Source organism: Synechococcus sp. UW69, assembly GCF_900474185.1.
GTDB lineage: Bacteria > Cyanobacteriota > Cyanobacteriia > PCC-6307 > Cyanobiaceae > Parasynechococcus.
In genome coordinates this window covers 598,918-613,204 of sequence record NZ_UCNW01000009.1, presented here as the reverse complement: position 1 = coordinate 613,204, position 14,287 = coordinate 598,918, and the positions used below count along the sequence as shown (strand labels likewise).

The following is a 14,287-nucleotide window of genomic DNA, read 5'->3' as shown; positions in this document are numbered from 1 at the left end:
CACCGCCTCGAAACCTTGCGTCAGCACGTCAATCCCCTCAGTCGCTTCTTTCAGCTGCCGCTGCAACTTCCACAACCTGAGGAGCTATTCCGGGTTCCTGATCAACCGATCCACCTCGACATCGGTTGCGCCCGTGGGAGATGCCTGCTGGGTCTGGCCGAACGTGATCCCCACTGGAACCATCTCGGCGTTGAAATCCGCCGACCCCTGGTGACTTCCGCCGATTGTGATGCGCTTGCCTCGGAGCACGGCAATGTCCGGATCCTGTTCTGCAACGCCAACATCAGTCTGGAAGGCTGGATGAAGGCCCTGGAGCAGGACCGGCTGCAACGGGTCTCGATCCAGTTTCCCGATCCCTGGTTCAAAAGGCGGCACCGCAAGCGACGGGTCTTGCAACCGGCGCTGCTCCTCGCCATCGCGACGGCCCTCCAGCCCGGCCGTGAACTGTTTCTTCAGAGCGATGTTCTGGAAGTCATTGAGCCGATGGTGGCTCTCACGGAACTCAGCGCCTGCTTTGACCGGCCGGCCGAGGATCAGCGTCCCTGGCGAAGCGAGAACCCACTTCCTGTTCCCACGGAACGGGAGCGCTACGTGCTCGAACAGAGCCTCCCCGTCTACCGGGTGCTGTACCGCAGGAACCAGAGTCCGCTTCCTTCCGTGTCAGATCTGGAACAGCGTTGGCAGGAGATCGATAATCCGGCGTAAGCACTCACCACCTGACCCCCACGATGGCCTCTGCGGATGCAACCCAGGCGGCGAGCGGTGGTCCGCTGTTGGCGCGCTGGCAGGGGCTGATATCACCGGATCAGGCGGTGCTGAAACGCCTAGAAGGACTGGCGGGGCTGCTGCTGCTGGTGCTGCTCAGTGGTCTTCCCGTGTTTACACGCACGGGATTGGCCCTGGTGATTGCAGCCTGCGGCGCCCTATGGCTGCTCTGGTGCCTTTGCAGCCCGCCACGCCGCATCGGGGCCATCTCGCTTTGGCTGATGCTCTTTCTCGCCATCGCGATTGTGGCGACGGGTTTTTCGCCTGTTCCGATCGCTGCCAGCAAAGGCCTGATCAAACTGCTCAGCTACCTGGGCGTCTATGCCTTGCTCTGCAAACTGCTGCTGAGCAATGAACGATGGTGGGACCGGCTGGTCGCCGGACTGCTGAGTGGCGGCCTGCTCAGCAGTGTTCTCGCCTTGCGTCAGCTCTATGTCTCAAGCGAGGAACTGGCGGGCTGGGCGGATCCAAATTCGGTCAGCGCCGGCACCATTCGGATCTATGGCCCCCTGGGAAACCCCAATCTCCTGGCGGGGTATCTGCTGCCACTGATCCCCTTCGCGGCGATCGCTCTGGTGCGGTGGCGTGGAGTAGGAGCCCAGCTGTTTGCTGGCACCACATTGGTGCTCGCAGGAACAGCCACGCTGTTCACCTACAGCCGAGGGGGCTGGCTGGGAATGGTGGCTGCCGTCGCCGTGCTGCTGCTGTTGTTGCTGCTGCGCTGGACCCGCCACTGGCCTCCGTTCTGGAGACGTCTCGTCCCCCTAGCAGTCTTGGTTGTTGGGGCCGCTTGTCTTGTGGTGGCGGCCACCCAGATCGATCCCATCCGCACGCGCATCTCAAGCCTGCTGGCAGGACGAGGCGATAGTTCCAACAATTTCCGCATCAACGTCTGGATGGCGGCCATCCAGATGGTGCAAGACCGTCCCTGGCTTGGCATCGGCCCTGGCAATGCAGCCTTCAACAGCATCTACCCCCTTTATCAACAGCCAAAGTTCAACGCCCTCAGTGCCTACTCCGTTCCTTTGGAAATCCTGGTGGAAACCGGCATCCCTGGGCTATTGGCCTGCCTGGGATTGCTCGTCAGCAGCCTGAGGCAGGGCCTGAAGCAGCTCAAAACAGACGGGCCAAGCGCGTTGGCGGCCATCGCCAGCCTTGCTGCCATCGCTGGCCTGCTGATGCAGGGCAGCACCGACACGATCTTCTTCCGCCCCGAAGTGCAACTGATCGGCTGGTTTGCCCTGGCCACCCTGGTGAGTCGACCCGGAAAATCATGACGCTGCTCGCAGGATTCGATGCCGGACAGACCCACACACGCTGCCGCCTCAGCCTCGTTAAGGACGGCTTGCTTCAGCCTGTTGGTGAGGGCGAGGGGCCCGGCGTCAGTCATTTGGATGCCCCTCTGGGTGAGCAACGTTTTCTCGAAGCGATCCGCACAAGTGCACAGCACGCCCTCAAAGATCACCCCACTGGCGTGATCCAGGCAGCCGTTGTCGGAGCCAGCGGCATCGAACAAGGCACAAGGTTGCAGCAGCGCGCCGAAGCATTGGTGGGTCATGCCCTGGCCATCAGTGATGGCTCAAGACTGGGCAAGGTGCTGGTCACCGGAGACGAACGCACGGCGTTGCGAGGTGCAATTCCTGAAGGTGCAGGAATCCTGGCGATCAGCGGCACGGGAATGATCGTGCTGGGCAGAGGCGAGGACGGCCATGAACACCGCTGTGGCGGCTGGGGATGGCTGCTCGATGGAGCCGGCTCAGCCTTTGACCTCGGCCACCAGGGATTGCAACTGACCCTGCGCATGGCCGATGGGCGCCTGCCCGACCATCCACTGCGCCTGCAGATCTGGAATCAGATGGGATGCGACAGCCACGCAGCGGTGAAAGCCCGGGTGGTACAGAACGACTTCGGCACGGCGGACTTCGCGGCCTTGGCTCCGCTGGTAGTAGAGGCGGCATCCCAGGGCTGCTCGGGCGCGGAGGAGATCGTGCAGCGATCAGCAGCAGCCCTCTCAAACTGCATCAGCACCGTGGCGCAGCAGCTTTCGCTGTGCTCCCCCCTGGTGGTCTGCCAGGGGGGAGCCATCACCCATCTCATGGGTTTCCGCACAGCCGTGCAGCAGACCATGCGTCAGTCGATACCCGTTGCCCGCTGGGGTGAGGCCAAGGGTGATGCCTGCGATGGCGCTCTGCTGATGGCGCAGGACTTGACCGTCAGGCCACGTTGAGATGGTCTTCGGCAACAGCAGCAAGATGCCCTGTCCATTGCTCAACAGCTTCTGACTGCTCGGCTTCCACCATCACCCGCAGCACCGGCTCCGTACCGCTAGCTCGCACCAGAATGCGACCGCTCTCTCCCATCGACTGCTCCGCCGTGGCAATGGCGTCGGTGAGAGCCGTGCACTCGCTCCAGTTCTTGCGTCGCGCACGATCCATCACCCGCACATTGACCAATTTCTGGGGGTAGGCCTGAAAACTGCGGTCCAACCAATCGCTGAGGGTGATGCCCTGGGCATGACACAGGGTGGCCAGCTGCACAGCGGTCAGAACACCATCGCCACATAGCCCGTGGGAGGCCGAAAGAATGTGACCGGATTGCTCGCCACCGAGGGCAGCGCCACTGGCCACCATCGCTGCATGCACATGCTGATCGCCCACCGGAGTGCGGTCCAAAGTGCCGCCCCGCTGCTGCCAGGCCCGCTCGAAGCCGAGGTTCGACATCACGGTCGCCACCAATCGCTGATCGGGCAGCGCCTGCTGGTCCTGCAGCACTGACCCCCAGAGGAAAAGCACGTGGTCTCCATCGATGATGGATCCGCGGCCATCAACTGCCAGCATCCGATCGGCATCACCGTCAAAAGCAAATCCCATCGCCGCACCGCGCTCGATCACAGCCCGCTGCAGAGGTTCCAAATGGGTGGATCCACAGCCAACGTTGATGCGGGAGCCATCGGGTTCACCGTGAAGCACGGTGAGATCAGCCCCCAAGGCACGAAACGCATCCTCGCCGCAGGCTGTCGCGGAGCCCCAGCAAAGGTCAAGAACGATGGGAACGCCGTCGAGACGGCGTTCAGCCACCGATTGCTGCAAGACCTCGCGGTACCCATCCAGAAGGTCGGCGCTTGATCGCGCAACGCCGCAGCGAAAAGCACCCTCGGCCATCGGGAGTTGCCCCTTCAGACCTGCTTCCACTTGAGCCTGACGCTGGGCGCTGAGCTTGGCGCCATCAGCTCCAAAGACTTTGATTCCGTTGTCCGCAGGGGGGTTGTGGCTTGCGGACACCATCAAGCCACCGGCGGCACCGAGCTGGCGAATCAGCAGAGGAACCGCCGGTGTCGGACAAAGGCCCAAAGTCCACACATCGCGGCCGGCCGCCGTCAAACCGGCTGTCAGGGCAGACACCACCATGCTGCCGCTCGTCCGGGAATCCATCCCGATCAGAACAGGGCCTTCCGCCTGCAGAACCCGACCAACCCAGTAGCCGACCTGAAGGCACAAGGCCGGCGTCAGAACGGTGCCAGCAAGCCCACGGATCCCATCGGTTCCAAACCCCGGCGCAGCGTCACCGAGAGCCGGGCCAATCGGGGAACACGCCGTATGAACCATGGGTCTCAATCGTGGACAGCACCATACGAAGCGCTTCTAACGCTGCTTCCCAGGAACGTGACAGGTGCAGCTCTGCCCTCATCTGCCCTCAGTCGATGAAACGGTCGCCATTCCCGTCAAGATCATCAGAATGAGTTCTGATCCAGGTTGGGTGTGCTGGCAGGGCCGCGAATCGGAACGCTGCTGCTCCTCTCGGTTGCCAGTCTCAGCGGCTTTGCTGCATGGGGTGGGCAGCACCTGCTCAAGAGGCAGCATCACCCCTTAACACCTGAGCTCTCGCAAGCACAGCTCTGGCAGCACTACCGCTGGTCTATCGATCCACAGACACGTCGAGAAGCCGCCTTATTGATGGTGGCCAGAGATGAATCGAATCAACTCCTCAATGGCCAAGGCTGGGGACACGATCCGGTCGCTGCTGTGGTCCTCGAACGGGCAGCACTCACCGCCGCCGCCCAGGGCAAGACAGCGGTGGCCGAACAAACCTGGCAGCGCCTTCTTGATCGCTTTCCCGAAGAGCCCGGCTCCGCCTGGGCTCGCTTGGCTCTTGGCCAGAACAAACCCCTTTATCACCAGCAGCTGCTTCAGCAGCAACCCGCCCACCCAGCAGCGCTGACGTTGGCAGCGGGGGGTGGGCCCGAACCGCTGCAGAACCATCAAGGGGCCCTGCACCTGGCCCGCTGGAATGTGCGTTGGCCGGGGGCCTTAGAACAGATGCGTGACGCCTGCCAGGCCACGGGGGCACAGGCACCAGAGCCCGCCCAGCGCCAAAACTTGGCGCAAGCAATGGCGAAACGAGGCCATGCGGAAACAGCGCTGGCCTGTCTCCAGGACGTCGATGCCGCCCCGGAAACCCAACTGGCCATTGGTCGATCCCTGCTGCTGCATGGTGACCCTGATGAGGGAACAGCACAGCTGCTGACCCTGGCGCAAACCCACCCAGGCCATGCCGCAAGCCTTGAAGCGGCAAGGATTTTGAGCGAGCCGCTTTATCCCGATCCTGGGGTCCTGGATGCCCTGCCGGCAGGCGTTGAGAAGCGCTCAGCCGCCGTTGCCGCGGCTCGCGTGCGACTGGCCGACGGCAATGAAGCGGAAGCCGCCCTGAACCGGTGGCCCAACGATCCCGACATCTGGCAACTCCAATGGGACCTCGCCCGCGATGCTTTCCTTGCCGGGAATTGGGAGCGCACCCGCAACCTGTTGGACCGCCGCAGCGAGCAGGGCCCTCTGCCACCACCGTTGGAGGCACGCAGGCTGTTCTGGCTTGGGCTCAGCCACCAGGAACTTGGTGAAACGGAAAAGGCTGAGCGCACCTGGCGCAGCCTGATCAGGTCCTTCCCAGCGGGCTACTACCGATGGCGCGCCATGGATCGCCTAGGGATCTCAGGACCTCTGGATCTACGCAAACAACACCCGCAGAAGGATCCACAGACCTGGCAACCCCTCAATAGCCAAGACGCCTTAGTGAACACCCTTTGGCGGCTCGGGCAGGTGCATGCAGCCTGGGAGATCTGGCAGGCACAGCGTGATCCTGTGATCACGCTCCCACCCGAAGAACGTCTCGCCGAAGGCAGACTGCGCCTTGCCGTCGGAGACACCTGGATGGGACTGGATCAGCTCTGGTGGCTCAGCCTTCGCTGGCGTGATCCCAGCTGCCAGCAACGGCACCTCCTCCACCGCAGCCAGTTCCCCCGCCTCTTCCAGGCTGAGATGAAAGCAGCAGCGCAGGAGGAAGATCTTGACGCCAATCTGCTGCGAGCGATCGCCAAGCAGGAGTCACGCTTTGCACCTGGGGTCGTCTCCCCCGCAGGGGCCGTTGGCGTGATGCAACTGCTTCCATCCACAGCCACGGAGATGGCTGGCGAGCCAACCAGCACGCTGATGCTGCAGGATCCCGCCGACAACATCCAACTGGGAGCGCGATACCTCAACCAATTATTAGAGCGATGGGAGAACGACCCCTTTCGCAGTATTGCGAGCTACAACGCCGGGCCCGGCGCCGTGGCCTCATGGCCTCAGCCCACCAATGGGGACGATGCTGCGCTCTGGGTAGAACGCATTCCGTACCCGGAAACACGCTTCTACACCAAGAAAGTGCTCGACAACCTGATCGGCTACTCAGGTGGTGATCAACCCTCCTGCGAAGAGGTTGGCCGTGGGGTTAGGCAGAAGCGTGCCAGCGACGATGCCGCCGATCACGACGGCACTCATCAGGAATAGGCACGTCCTGGCACCGGGCAGGACGCCAATGCGAATGAGATCGAGACGCGCCAACAGCAAGGCTGAAGCCAGGATCAGAACGTCGGTAAGAACATTGAGCTTGAGCAGGTAAATGCCACCGGTAATCACCAACAGCAACGTGACGACCAACGTCATCACCCGGCTGGACGCCATGAGCATCGACACCTGCCGCAGCAGCAGATCCGGCATTGTGCAGAACACGACAACCACCTCGGCCTGCAGCAGCACGAGGCACCAGAACCAGGCCGAACTCACCCCGAAGAGAGAGGTGAATGCGGGCTGAACAACCTGCCAATGGTTTCCGAGCACAACCGCAACGAGAAACAGCACCGTCAGCAACGGCGCCCGAACCGGAAGGCTCAGCAGTCGCAGAATTGGCATGGGTGCAAGCTAGCCGCGAGCTTCCTGAGGAGCTGCCAAAGTGATGGCAGCGGTTGAGGCGCGATGACACGTTCCCCAGAGTCTTCTCCCCTTGGCACGACACAGCGATGGGTGCTGGTGCTGGTCGCGGTTGCTCTCGCCCTCGGTCTGGTGATGTTGCGAGGCGGTATTCAGAGCGAAAGTCCGATGGAGCAGCTGGCGAGACGATCCCTCGACCCGCAGACTGCTTTGAACAACGGACGGCCCACACTGATCGAGTTCTACGCCGACTGGTGTCAGGTCTGCAGAGAAATGGCTCCCTCAATGCTGGAACTGGAGCAGAGTTCCCGAGAGCAACTCGATGTTGTTCTGGTGAACGTCGACAATCCCCGTTGGCAAGATCTGGTTGATCGCTACGACGTGAATGGCATTCCTCAGTTGAACCTGTTCAACGCCGAGGGGGAGCCAAGGGGCCGATCCCTCGGCCTGCGCAGCTCGGAAGAACTGCAACTCTTGAGTGCTGCACTGCTTGAGAATCAGCCATTGCCAGCCTTGCCTGGAGTCGGCAGCATCAGCCGTCTGCCTGGTCCCTCCTCCGCAGATAGCGCATTAGCGGGAACGTCGATCCAACCAACGGCTGGACCTCGCAGCCATGGTTGACACACCTCGCCATGATCACCACAACTCGTCACTCTGACGCTCCCATGGACCGCTTTCGGGTCGATCTGATCGCTGCCACGCCGAACCCGCAGCAATGCATCTATGCGGCCATGCATCAGGACTACAGCGAAGGTTTTGTGGCCGGAGATCGTGCCAGTTGGCCTGATGAACAAAGGGCTGGGGAGATCTGCGTTAAACGTTTGCTATCCGGAGAGCGCGGCCATTACGGCCCCATGGAACATGCACAGATCGTGCTGAACGTGGGCTGGTTCCCTCATTCGGTGATGCAGCAGGCCCGCACCCATCGGGTCGGCGTGAGCTTCGATGTGCAATCGATGCGCTACACGGGCGATCGCATCTGCAGAGCAGCGGATGGGGCCCTAGAGCTTGAAGAGGTGTTTTATTTGCGGCCCGTCGGCGACTACAGCGACAGGCAGGGCAAGAAATATGCCTACACGGAAGAGCTGCGCAACCAAGATCTTGATCTATGCCGAAGCGCTGCCGAGCGATACAGGGATCTTCTCAAAGCCGGCTTCTCCGAGGAGCACGCCCGCGGCATCCTTCCGTTCGACTACCGCCAGCACTTTGTGGTGAGCTTCAGTTTGCGCGCGTTTCTCCACTTCATGGATCTACGGGCCAAACTCGATGCTCAGCTGGAGATCCGCCAGCTCTGCGATCTGATGTGGCCCCACATGGTGGATTGGGCTCCTGAGTTCGCCGCCTGGTACGAAAAAAGCAGGCTGCATCGAGCACGACTGGCCCCTTAAAGCGGGGAGATCTAAACCTTGGCGAGCGTCACACGTTCGGGCTGGTGCTGGTATTTGCCCTGCCGATCGCTGTAGGTGGTCGCACAGGGATCACCCTCAAAAAACAACAGCTGACAAATGCCTTCATCGGCATAGATCCGGCAGTCAGCACCGGAGCTGTTGCTGAATTCAAGGGTGAGGTGACCCTCCCAGCTGGCTTCCGCTGGGGTGGTGTTCACAATGATTCCAAGGCGGGCATAAGTACTCTTACCCAAACAGATCACAGTGATGTTGGGAGGAACTCGAAGCTTTTCAAGCGCCACGCCAAGGCCATAGGAGTGGGCCGGAAGAATGAAATATCGACCGTCCTCATCTTCATGGAGAGGAGTTGGCTCGAGATTGGCCGGATTGAACCGCTTGGGATTCATCACCGTGCCGGGAACGTGCCGGAAGATCAAAAATTCCTGAGGAGACAGGCGTAGGTCGTAGCCGTAGGAGGAGCAACCAAAGCTCAGCACCGGACGCAGCTTCTGCTCCGGATCCAGATGACGGACGAGGCCGCTCTGGAATGGCTCGATCATTCCCTGCCCAGCCTGTTCAGTGATCCAGCGATCGCACTTGAGCATCAGAAACCTCGGCGCAACTCCGTGACTTGATCTGCCATCTCCACCACGCCAGCGGGGATCGCAGGTCCTGTGATGATCACATCCATCGAGGCGGGCCGCTGCTCGAGAGCTGAAATCACGTCCGATTCATTGAGGTAACCGAAGGCCACAGCCAGGCCGATTTCATCCAGAACCAACTGGTCGAGATCCCCCTGAATCAAATGCTGACGGCAGATGGACCAAACGGCAGCCACCGCCTCCGCACCGCCGGGGTGATTCGGAGAGGAGAGGCAGAGAGGCACCTCAGGACGCAGCCAAACCAGGCCTCCACAAAGTTGGACGCGACCTGCGGGCCCCTGCTGCACGCCCCCTTTGAGGAACTGACTGATCAGAACACGACTGCCCAGGCCAGCGGAACGCATCGCCTGACTGAGAACACTGGCGAAACTGCCGCGATAGGGCGCTGTGTGCACCTGGAGCTGCCCTTCGGGCGCCACCAGATATAGGGGTGGAGGATCTGCAACAGGTGGCAGGGGCCTGAGTCCTGCCCGTTGCAAAGCCTGCTGATCCCGATCCAGAGAGTTCTGGAACGCTTGGGGGTCGGCAAGGCTTGTGGTCATCACGGCAACATCCGTCCGGGCAATCCCGGCAAGACCTTGAATGTAGCGGCGAGATGACATTCCACAAGTGCATTGACACCACCCATGGTGTTTGGACGGGCGAGAACCAACCGGCTGCGAGGCTTGAAGAACTGCACACCACCGATGAGCCAAACCGCTGGAAGCCGAACCGATGGCCGTCGCCCTGAGCAATTACGGCCGTTCTCGGTGACCTGGAATCCCATGGGTTTTGCCTTGAGCTCCCTTGTGGTTCACACCGGCCGAACCGCTGTTCTGTGCAGCGTCTGCCTGGAGGACAAGGTTCCCCGCTGGCGGAAGGGGGAAGGGTTGGGATGGGTCAGCGCCGAATACCGGCTGCTGCCGGGATCCACGCCGCAGAGGCAATCACGGGAGCTCATGAAATTGTCGGGCCGCACGCAGGAGATTCAACGGTTGATCGGCCGAAGCCTTCGCGCTGTGATCGACATGAAGCGTCTGGGCGAGCGCACCTTGCTGATCGACTGCGATGTGATCCAAGCCGACGCCGGAACACGGACTGCATCCATCACGGGAGCTTGGCTCGGCCTTGAGCAAGCCTGCCTTTCACTCGTGGAAAAGGGGATTCTGGAGCAATCGCCACTGATCGACCAGGTAGCGGCCGTGTCCGTCGGCCTAGTGGGTGGCCAGGCCTTGCTGGATCTGGACTACAGCGAAGACAGCAGAGCTGAGGTGGACCTGAATGTTGTGCAGGCTGGCGATGGTCGCCTGTTGGAGATCCAGGGAACTGCGGAGGGAGCGCCCTTCAGCCGCAGCCAGCTCAATGAATTACTGGATCTGGCTGAGCCTGGATTGACATCCCTGATGCAGGCGCAACGCCAAGCGATGAACGAGCACAGCAGAGTTACGTAATAACCGCTACACGGCGGCCACCGTTGGCTCCGTAGCTTCGCCTCACCAGGGGGTTGTCATGACCAGTAGCCGAGGTTTCAGCCGATACGCCCCGCAGATGGTGGCTCCAACCCCCAGCACAGAACCGGCCAACCGCTCCCTCCTGGAAATCATCCGGGATCTGGACGGCGCCAGCAGTGAACTGGTGGACCGCAACAAGACCATCTTTTTCCCTGGAGATCCTGCTGAACGTGTCTATCTGATCCGCCGCGGAGCGGTCCGTCTCTCCCGCGTCTACGAGTCAGGGGAAGAGATCACAGTGGCCTTGCTCCGCGAGAACAGCCTCTTTGGGGTGCTGTCGTTGCTGACCGGTCAACGGTCTGATCGCTTCTACCACGCCGTAGCCTTCACCAGAGTCGAGATGGTGACGGCGCCTGCGACATCCGTGAAGGCGGCGATCGAAGCGGATACCAGCGTTGGCCTGCGCTTGCTGCAGGGCCTTTCCAGTCGGATTCTTCAGACCGAAACGATGATCGAAACGCTGACCCACAGGGACATGTCATCCCGACTGGTGAGCTTTCTGTTGGTGCTGTGCAGGGATTTCGGCGTAGCGGATGAACTGGGAATCACCATCGACCTGCGCCTGTCCCATCAGGCCATCGCCGAAGCGATTGGCTCAACGCGCGTGACAATCACGCGTCTGCTGGGAGACTTGCGTCAATCCGGTCTGGTTCAGATTGACCGCAAAAAAATCACCGTTCTGGATCCAATCGCTCTGGCCAAACGATTCAGCTAGGCAGCACGTCAACCCACAGGTGCGGCCATGAGTGGCTGGGCACTGATCCTGGTTCTGCTGGTGCTCGGGGGCGTTCTGTCGACCCTGGGTGACCGGCTGGGAAGTCGTGTCGGCAAGGCCCGCCTGAGTCTGTTCAAGATGCGCCCGCGACGGACCGCCGTTCTGATTACGGTGCTGACCGGCAGCCTGATCAGCGCACTGTCGCTCGGCCTGCTGCTGCTGGTGAGCCGCCAGCTGCGGGTGGGCCTGTTTGAACTGGATGCTCTGCAAGACCGGCTCCAGGACAGCCGGCGGCAGCTCGATGCAGCCGAACGGGAACGGGAAGAGACCCGAACAGAAGCCAACCGGATCGCCGCTGAACTCAAGCAGTCACAGCAACGGGCTGACACCCTGCGCCGTGAACTGGCTCCCCTGCAGAACGAACGCGCCCAACTCGAAGCAGAACGTGAGCGTCTGAGCCGGGACATCGCCTCCCGCGATGCCGACATCCAGCGCACGGAGGCCGAATTGAAAAGCGTGCGGAGCCGAATCCGAGCTGGCGAGCAGGAACTCAAGGAACTCGAATTCAACCTGGTCGCCCTGAGGCGTGGATCGGTGGTGATCAGTAGCGGACAAACCTTGGCGAGAGCAACGGTTCGTCTCGATGCTCCTGATCAAGCGAAACAGGCTGTCGACAGGCTGCTTCAAGAGGCCAATGCCAACGCCTACGGCAAGGTGAGGCCGGGTGAAGCACCCGAACGACAGTTGATCCGCGTTCCCCGCAGCGACGTGGAACGCTTGCAGAACATCATCCGCAAGCCGGACACCTGGGTGATCTCGCTGCGCTCCGCCACCAATGTGCTGCGTGGTGAAACGGCGGTGTACGCCTTCCCCGAAGTGCGTCCCAACCGCCCGGTGGCGCAAAGCGGTGACGTGCTAGCGACCACCACACTGCGAACGGATGAACGCACACCGGAGGGCATTCGAACGCGGCTGAACCTTCTCTTGGCCTCGGCCTATGCCGAGGTGCAACGGCGAGGATCCCTGACGGAAGGACTGCAATTCGATGGATCAGCACTCTCCCAACTGGCCCAGGCATTGATGGAGGGACCCAGCAAAAGCGTGGTCTTGAAGGTGATTGCCGCAGGGATTAGCTACAGCTCCGATGCTGTAGTCGTCACGGTTGAGGCATCCCCATGAAACGGGTGGCCGTGCTCGACCCAGGCCGCTGCAAATGTGGCCTTGTGCTGGCCGATCTTCAGCATGGTCTTGTCAGCGAGGGCCATGTTCTGACCCCAGAGGCCGTGGAACCCTGGCTCGAGCAGTGGAATCAAGACCAAGCTCTAGATCGCATCCTGATTGGCGACGGAACAGGAAGCCAAGCGTGGATCAAGCGGCTGGAAGGCCTGGGCAGCCTCACCGTGATTCCGGAGCAGGGGACCACCCTGCGGGCAAGACAGCGTTACTGGACGCTGTGGCCGGCTCGGGGTTGGCGCCGAGTTCTACCGAAAGGGCTGCGCATTCCACCGGTGGACCTGGATGCTGTTGCCGCCTTAGTCATGCTGGAAGAGCACCTGGGGTGCCACCTGCAATGGCCAGAGCCTGCACCCACATTCGTGCTCAAAACCTGGCCCTGACCATGAAGGTGTAGTCACCTCCTGGTTCGAGCTTGTAATCAGAACGCACCAGGAACCGCCGCAAGGCATCCTCGATCAGGGCACGTCCTAAGGACGGCTCCACCATCAGCTCGCCGCGGTCAAACGCCCAGGAAAACTGCCACTCAAAGCCTCCGGCAGAGACCTCACCCTCAACACGTTTCGCCTGAAAACATTGGCGAAGCACCCGTAGATGGGCTGTTGTCGCCGGAAGAGCCGGCATCAGTCTTCGGACTCCAGGTCGTAGCGAAACCCGTTGATCCAGGTCCCGGCGCGCTCAAAGCTCTGACGTTGAAGACGATGAATCCCTTCCAGGACAGCGTCCAGGACAGCCCCCACACAGGGCTGCTCCAGCTTGCTGAAGGGTCCAAGCACGTGAGAAACCGTTCGGGCACGACGCTCGGCAGGGTTCTCAGCCGGAGCACCAATCCCGATCCGCAGCCTGGGGAACGCCTGGGTGCCGAGATGCTGAATGGTGCTACGCAGTCCGTTGTGACCACCAGCACTCCCCTGAGCACGCAGCCTCAAACGGCCAAGGGGGAGATCCATGTCATCCACCAACACCAGCAGTTGATGGGGCTCGAGGCCAAACCAATCGAGCGCAGCACGAATGGCACGACCGCTGTCGTTCATGTAGGTCTGCGGCATGAGGAGGCGCAAACGCTGATCACCCACTCCTGTGTCGGCCGCCAAGCCATGCAATTTGGCTTGCTGCCGAAAACTGAATCCGGAACGCTCCGAAAAAAGCTCCAAAGCCATGAAGCCGATGTTGTGGCGCGTGCCCGTGTATTTCGTGCCGGGGTTCCCCAGTCCCACGACAAGCTTGAGATCGGTGGTCATACCACTGCGGCGACTCAGTTGTGGCGACTCAGTCGCCGGGGGGAAGTTCTTCGACCGGTTTGGCAGCGTCCGCTGGCACCTCCGGATCTGCCATGGCTTTGTTGATCTCGCGCTCAAATTCCTTGGACGCGGATTGGAATCCCTTCAGGGTCTTTCCCAACGTGCGACCAAGCTCTGGCAAGCGCTTCGGACCGAAAACCAGTAGCGCAACGGCGCCGATAACCGCCATTTCGGGGAGACCGACGCCAAAGATATTCATGGGTTCAGATCAGCCGAGGCCGTTCCAGTTCACGTTGATGCCCTCAAGGATCAGGGACTTGTTGTAGAGCTGAAGGATCACCAACAGGAACACCAAGAAAAGCACCATGAAGATGCCCATCACGGGAGTGGTGCCCCATCCGGGAACCACCTTGCCGTACTCGGAGTTCAGTGGGCGGAGAAGGTCTCCCAGACGGGTGCGTTGGGCCATGACGACGCTGGGTCTCGGGTGGTTTGAAGTCCCGATACTGTAGGGGCCGACTCCGGTTAGGGGTCGATCCTGTCGAGAGATG

The 14,287-nt window shown here is 61.3% G+C and carries 18 protein-coding genes; 10 read left to right on the top strand and 8 right to left on the bottom strand.

Features of this window, described 5'->3' with window-relative positions; genetic code table 11:
* Nucleotides 1-15 precede the first annotated feature (15 nt).
* The 3 genes from trmB to DXY29_RS10650 are packed head-to-tail and all read left to right on the top strand — an operon-like array spanning nucleotide 16 to nucleotide 2,992.
* Nucleotides 16-705 carry a tRNA (guanosine(46)-N7)-methyltransferase TrmB gene (gene trmB / locus DXY29_RS10660; RefSeq protein WP_115024966.1) on the top strand — a complete coding sequence of 230 codons (690 nt, stop codon included), beginning with the start codon at nucleotides 16-18 and terminating at the stop codon, nucleotides 703-705.
* A gap of 23 nt (nucleotides 706-728) precedes the next feature.
* Complete coding sequence (locus DXY29_RS10655; RefSeq protein WP_115024965.1) at nucleotides 729-2,042, top strand: IctB family putative bicarbonate transporter; 1,314 nt, start codon at nucleotides 729-731, stop codon at nucleotides 2,040-2,042.
* Complete coding sequence (locus tag DXY29_RS10650) at nucleotides 2,039-2,992, top strand: BadF/BadG/BcrA/BcrD ATPase family protein (protein ID WP_115024964.1); 954 nt, start codon at nucleotides 2,039-2,041, stop codon at nucleotides 2,990-2,992. Before DXY29_RS10655 ends, DXY29_RS10650 begins: the two co-directional genes overlap by 4 nt.
* On the opposite strand, the gene glmM is transcribed toward DXY29_RS10650, so the two are convergent.
* Nucleotides 2,979-4,370, bottom strand: a complete 1,392-nt coding sequence (glmM, locus tag DXY29_RS10645; RefSeq protein WP_115024963.1) for a phosphoglucosamine mutase — start codon at nucleotides 4,368-4,370, stop codon at nucleotides 2,979-2,981. The genes DXY29_RS10650 and glmM overlap by 14 nt on opposite strands.
* 153 nt (nucleotides 4,371-4,523) lie before the next feature.
* On the opposite strand from glmM, the gene DXY29_RS10640 reads away from it, so the two are divergent.
* Nucleotides 4,524-6,587 carry a lytic transglycosylase domain-containing protein gene (locus tag DXY29_RS10640; RefSeq protein WP_115025060.1) on the top strand — a complete coding sequence of 688 codons (2,064 nt, stop codon included), beginning with the start codon at nucleotides 4,524-4,526 and terminating at the stop codon, nucleotides 6,585-6,587.
* Here the strand turns inward: DXY29_RS10640 and DXY29_RS10635 are convergent.
* Nucleotides 6,486-6,989: a hypothetical protein gene (locus DXY29_RS10635; RefSeq protein WP_115024962.1), complete on the bottom strand. Its 504-nt coding sequence runs from the start codon at nucleotides 6,987-6,989 to the stop codon at nucleotides 6,486-6,488. The two genes, DXY29_RS10640 and DXY29_RS10635, sit on opposite strands and share 102 nt — an antisense overlap.
* A gap of 63 nt (nucleotides 6,990-7,052) precedes the next feature.
* On the opposite strand from DXY29_RS10635, the gene DXY29_RS10630 reads away from it, so the two are divergent.
* Both DXY29_RS10630 and thyX read left to right on the top strand, forming a co-directional pair.
* Nucleotides 7,053-7,628 carry a thioredoxin domain-containing protein gene (locus DXY29_RS10630; protein ID WP_115024961.1) on the top strand — a complete coding sequence of 192 codons (576 nt, stop codon included), beginning with the start codon at nucleotides 7,053-7,055 and terminating at the stop codon, nucleotides 7,626-7,628.
* Nucleotides 7,629-7,672: 44 nt separating this feature from the next.
* A complete protein-coding gene (thyX, locus tag DXY29_RS10625) occupies nucleotides 7,673-8,395 on the top strand; it encodes an FAD-dependent thymidylate synthase (protein WP_115024960.1) in 723 nt (240 codons plus the stop codon).
* 11 nt (nucleotides 8,396-8,406) lie between these two features.
* Here the strand turns inward: thyX and dcd are convergent, their stop codons facing one another.
* Both dcd and DXY29_RS10615 read right to left on the bottom strand, forming a co-directional pair.
* A complete protein-coding gene (dcd, locus tag DXY29_RS10620) occupies nucleotides 8,407-9,000 on the bottom strand; it encodes a dCTP deaminase (RefSeq protein ID WP_115024959.1) in 594 nt (197 codons plus the stop codon).
* Entirely contained in the window at nucleotides 9,000-9,599 is a 600-nt protein-coding gene (locus DXY29_RS10615) for a cob(I)yrinic acid a,c-diamide adenosyltransferase (RefSeq protein WP_115025059.1), read from the bottom strand. Before DXY29_RS10615 ends, dcd begins: the two co-directional genes overlap by 1 nt.
* 144 nt (nucleotides 9,600-9,743) lie before the next feature.
* On the opposite strand from DXY29_RS10615, the gene rph reads away from it, so the two are divergent.
* Genes rph through DXY29_RS10595 form a run of 4 tightly spaced genes read left to right on the top strand, consistent with a single transcriptional unit; the run spans nucleotide 9,744 to nucleotide 12,878 of the window.
* Nucleotides 9,744-10,487, top strand: coding sequence for a ribonuclease PH (rph, locus tag DXY29_RS10610; RefSeq protein WP_115024958.1), 744 nt, complete (start codon nucleotides 9,744-9,746; stop codon nucleotides 10,485-10,487).
* Nucleotides 10,488-10,545: 58 nt separating this feature from the next.
* Complete coding sequence (gene ntcA / locus DXY29_RS10605; protein WP_115024957.1) at nucleotides 10,546-11,262, top strand: global nitrogen regulator NtcA; 717 nt, start codon at nucleotides 10,546-10,548, stop codon at nucleotides 11,260-11,262.
* A 27-nt stretch (nucleotides 11,263-11,289) separates the two neighbouring features.
* Nucleotides 11,290-12,441, top strand: coding sequence for a DUF3084 domain-containing protein (locus DXY29_RS10600; RefSeq protein WP_115024956.1), 1,152 nt, complete (start codon nucleotides 11,290-11,292; stop codon nucleotides 12,439-12,441).
* On the top strand, nucleotides 12,438-12,878 hold the full coding sequence (locus DXY29_RS10595) for a resolvase (RefSeq protein ID WP_115024955.1): 441 nt from the start codon (nucleotides 12,438-12,440) through the stop codon (nucleotides 12,876-12,878). Before DXY29_RS10600 ends, DXY29_RS10595 begins: the two co-directional genes overlap by 4 nt.
* Here the strand turns inward: DXY29_RS10595 and DXY29_RS10590 are convergent.
* From DXY29_RS10590 to psbH, 4 genes are read right to left on the bottom strand one after another with little or no spacing between them, the layout of a single operon-like run.
* Entirely contained in the window at nucleotides 12,862-13,119 is a 258-nt protein-coding gene (locus DXY29_RS10590) for a DUF3146 family protein (protein ID WP_115024954.1), read from the bottom strand. The two genes, DXY29_RS10595 and DXY29_RS10590, sit on opposite strands and share 17 nt — an antisense overlap.
* Complete coding sequence (gene pth / locus DXY29_RS10585; protein WP_115024953.1) at nucleotides 13,119-13,736, bottom strand: aminoacyl-tRNA hydrolase; 618 nt, start codon at nucleotides 13,734-13,736, stop codon at nucleotides 13,119-13,121. Before pth ends, DXY29_RS10590 begins: the two co-directional genes overlap by 1 nt.
* 28 nt (nucleotides 13,737-13,764) lie before the next feature.
* Nucleotides 13,765-13,995, bottom strand: coding sequence for a TatA/E family twin arginine-targeting protein translocase (locus tag DXY29_RS10580; protein WP_115024952.1), 231 nt, complete (start codon nucleotides 13,993-13,995; stop codon nucleotides 13,765-13,767).
* A 9-nt stretch (nucleotides 13,996-14,004) separates the two neighbouring features.
* Nucleotides 14,005-14,205 (bottom strand): photosystem II reaction center phosphoprotein PsbH, encoded by a 201-nt coding sequence (psbH, locus tag DXY29_RS10575; RefSeq protein ID WP_006849996.1) that lies wholly within the window; start codon nucleotides 14,203-14,205, stop codon nucleotides 14,005-14,007.
* Nucleotides 14,206-14,287: the final 82 nt, after the last annotated feature.